3 protein-coding genes are annotated in these 2,936 nt (G+C 72.9%); 2 read left to right on the top strand and 1 reads right to left on the bottom strand.

Annotated elements, in window-relative coordinates:
• The first annotated feature begins 22 nt into the window (after window positions 1-22).
• Window positions 23-79 carry a hypothetical protein gene (locus ACWCSD_RS50820; RefSeq protein WP_449926780.1) on the top strand — a complete coding sequence of 19 codons (57 nt, stop codon included), beginning with the start codon at window positions 23-25 and terminating at the stop codon, window positions 77-79.
• Here the strand turns inward: ACWCSD_RS50820 and ACWCSD_RS50815 are convergent.
• Window positions 61-465 (bottom strand): LacI family DNA-binding transcriptional regulator, encoded by a 405-nt coding sequence (locus ACWCSD_RS50815; RefSeq protein WP_449926777.1) that lies wholly within the window; start codon window positions 463-465, stop codon window positions 61-63. The genes ACWCSD_RS50820 and ACWCSD_RS50815 overlap by 19 nt on opposite strands.
• Window positions 466-713: 248 nt before the next feature.
• On the opposite strand from ACWCSD_RS50815, the gene ACWCSD_RS50810 reads away from it, so the two are divergent.
• Window positions 714-2,915 carry an RICIN domain-containing protein gene (locus ACWCSD_RS50810; RefSeq protein ID WP_449926774.1) on the top strand — a complete coding sequence of 734 codons (2,202 nt, stop codon included), beginning with the start codon at window positions 714-716 and terminating at the stop codon, window positions 2,913-2,915.
• Window positions 2,916-2,936: the final 21 nt, after the last annotated feature.

The raw sequence follows: 2,936 nt of genomic DNA, 5'->3' as shown, positions 1-2,936 counted from the left end.
CGCCCAGGGCCCGCCCGCCGAGGTGTTCGCCGAGCCCGGCGTCCTGCGGGCCTACCTGGGTCAGGAGCCCGCCGCGTGAGCGGGCGGACGGGAGGGGCCGTTGTCGCCGGCGATCAGCAGGGCGTCGACCGAGCGGCTGGTCAGGCCGGTGATGTGCCGGCGGGCCCGGTCGCCGTCGAGGCGGGTGGTGCACAGCAGCAGGTGGTAGCCGTGCTCCTCCAGGACGTTCTCCGCCTCCTCGACCACGGCCGAGTAGAACGAGCTGGCCACCGTCGGCACGAACAGTCCGACGGTCATGGTGGTGCCGGTGGCCAGCGAGCGGGCGACCAGGTTGGGGGTGTAGCCGAGCTCGGCGATGGCGGCGCGCACCCTGGCCTCGGTCTCGGGGCGGACGCGTACGCGGCCGGTGACCACGTTGGAGACCGTCTGCTTGGTGACCCCGGCCCGCTCGGCCACGTCCTGCATCGTGACCACGCGGCCTCCTAGGGGTTTGACCGGTCCAATGACGTCGCCCCGAAACGTAGCCGCCCGGCTCGGACCTCGTCAACCATCGTGCGCATTACGTGCCTTTTGACCGGACAAGAGAGCAAGAACGCGAATTCGGGCCTTGTTTGAGCGGTCAAATCTGGCGTATGGTCCGGCCACGCGGTTCCGGCTCGTGGTTCCCCCCAAGGGTCCGCCCGATGTGGCGTGCCCGACAGAAAGGAGCACCCGTGTCCCCCCATCGCAACGTGCTCACCGCCGCCGCCGCGGCCCTGACGCTGGTCCTGGGCGGCTCCCTCGCCGTCCCGGCCGCGTCGGCCGCACCGCCCGACGCCACCTACACGATCACCGTCGGCTCCACCGGCCGCTACGCCCATCCCACCGACACCCCGGCGGCCACCTACATCGACAAGGACGGCACCTTCTACTTCCAGCAGTCGGCCGCCCTCTACGGCGCCTCCGACCCCCGCTACTGGGACTTCTTCACCGGCACGAACTTCGAGACGGCCACCCGCTCGGCCGCGATCAGCGACGCGGTCAACCCGGCCAACTCCGCCGACCGCAACAACGACACGACCTGGCGCTGCAACAACAGCCCGACCGGCGTCGAGGCGACCCCCGCCGGCGCGGGCTCGGGGTACGCCCACAAGAACTACTGCGACCTGGTCGGCGTCTGGGTGGACCCCGACACCGGCGACTGGTACGGCCTGGTGCACAACGAGTTCACCCCCCAGCCCTTCGGCGACGGCCTGCACTACGACTCGCTCGACTACGCCGTCTCCCGCAACCAGGGCCGGGTGTGGACCATCCTCGGCCACGCGATCACCTCGCCGTACAGCACGAAGCGCAACGACGCCGCGGCCTTCCCCCACCAGACCTACGACTACGGCGACGGCGACCCGCGCCTGTTCGCCGACCCGGTCTCGGGCTACTTCTACGTCTACTACGGCTCGCGGATCATCCCGAAGGGCGGCGTGGGCGGCGGCAACGGCGGCCTGGCCCACGTGGCGCGGGCGCCGATGTCGGCCAAGATGGCGACCGGCTCGTGGACCAAGTGGTACGACGGCTCCTGGTCGCAGCCCGGCGTGGGCGGCAAGGAGAGCAACATGGTCCCGGTCACCGCCGCGAACCCCCGGGGCTACACGCCCGTGGGCGGCGACTACGACCCGGCCAACACCGGCACGGTCGACCAGCAGATCGCCGCCGGGGAGCTGCCGCCGAAGTCCGACCTGTTCATCATGAACATCGCCTACGACGCCCACCTCGGCCTCTACCTCGGCGAGCCCGAGGTCGTCTCCGGCCGTCAGCCGCAGCGCCTCTACGTCACCGACGACCTGTCGACCCAGCGGTGGCGCCTGATCGGCGACACCGGGAGCTACGTCTCCGGCTCCTGGTACCGCTGGTTCCTCGACGACGTCAGCAGAACCGGCTCGGCCATCGTCGGCCGGACGTTCCGCTCGTACTGCTCGATCGAGTGCGCGACCTCCAGCGGCGAGTACGCGAACCTCACCGTCACCTCCACCGCGCCCGCCCCCGCCCCGGCGGACCCGGCCAGGACCTACCGGATCGGCACCGGGGCGGGCCGCGTCCTGGCCCAGGTCTCCGGCGGCCCGGCGACCACCTCCGCCGCCGCCCCGACCGGCTCGCCCCTGGAGAACTGGACGTTCACCCCCAACGGCGACGGCTCCTACCGCATCGCCAACGCCTCCACCGGCGGGCTGCTCGGCGTGGACGCGGCCACGACGGCCGGCCGCGCCTGGGGGGCCAGACCGGTCGTCACCGCGCCCGGCGCCGGCGGGCCCACCGCGGGCCAGCAGTGGTTCGTGGTGCCGGGCGGAAGCGGCCACCGGCTGGTCAACCGCTACAGCGGCCTCGCCCTCGCCCTGACGGCGGACGCGTCCCGACCGGCCGAGACCACCCCCGTACGCCACTGGAGCGACACCTCCGGCGGGACGGTCGGCGGCCGCCGCACGGCCGCCGAGCAGACCCTGACGCTGACCGACACCGGCGCCCCGGGCGGCGACCTGAGCGGCACCCACACCCTGACCGCCGCCGGCAAGGCCCTGGACGACCCCGACCACTCCACCACCCCGGGCACCCAGCTCATCACCTGGACCCCCAACTCCGGCGCCAACCAGCGCTGGGTCTTCACCCGCCGGCCCGACGGCTCCTACCAGATCGCCAACGGCCTGTCGAAGCTCTGCGCGGACGTCGGCGGCGGTTCGACCGCCGCCGGCGCCAAGATCATCCAGTGGACGTGCACCGGCGCCGCCAACCAGAGCTGGCAGGTCACCCCCGCCCCCGGGGGCGGCTACCGGATCGCCTCGCAGAAGAGCGGGCTGCTGCTCACCACGGCCTCCACCGCCGACGGCGCGCTCGTCACCCAGCAGGCCGACACCGGCTCGGCGCTCCAGCGCTGGACCGTCGGCTGACCCTCCTCCGGCGGGGCCCCG

Source organism: Nonomuraea sp. NPDC001684, from assembly GCF_053596515.1.
Note: the sequence above shows the minus strand (reverse complement) of the source record. Positions and strands in the feature narration are given on the sequence as shown.

Excerpts from the sequence above, each read along its gene's own strand:
- ACWCSD_RS50815 (WP_449926777.1), bottom strand. The coding sequence starts at position 465 with ATGCAGGACGTGGCCGAGCGGGCCGGGGTCACCAAGCAGACGGTCTCC.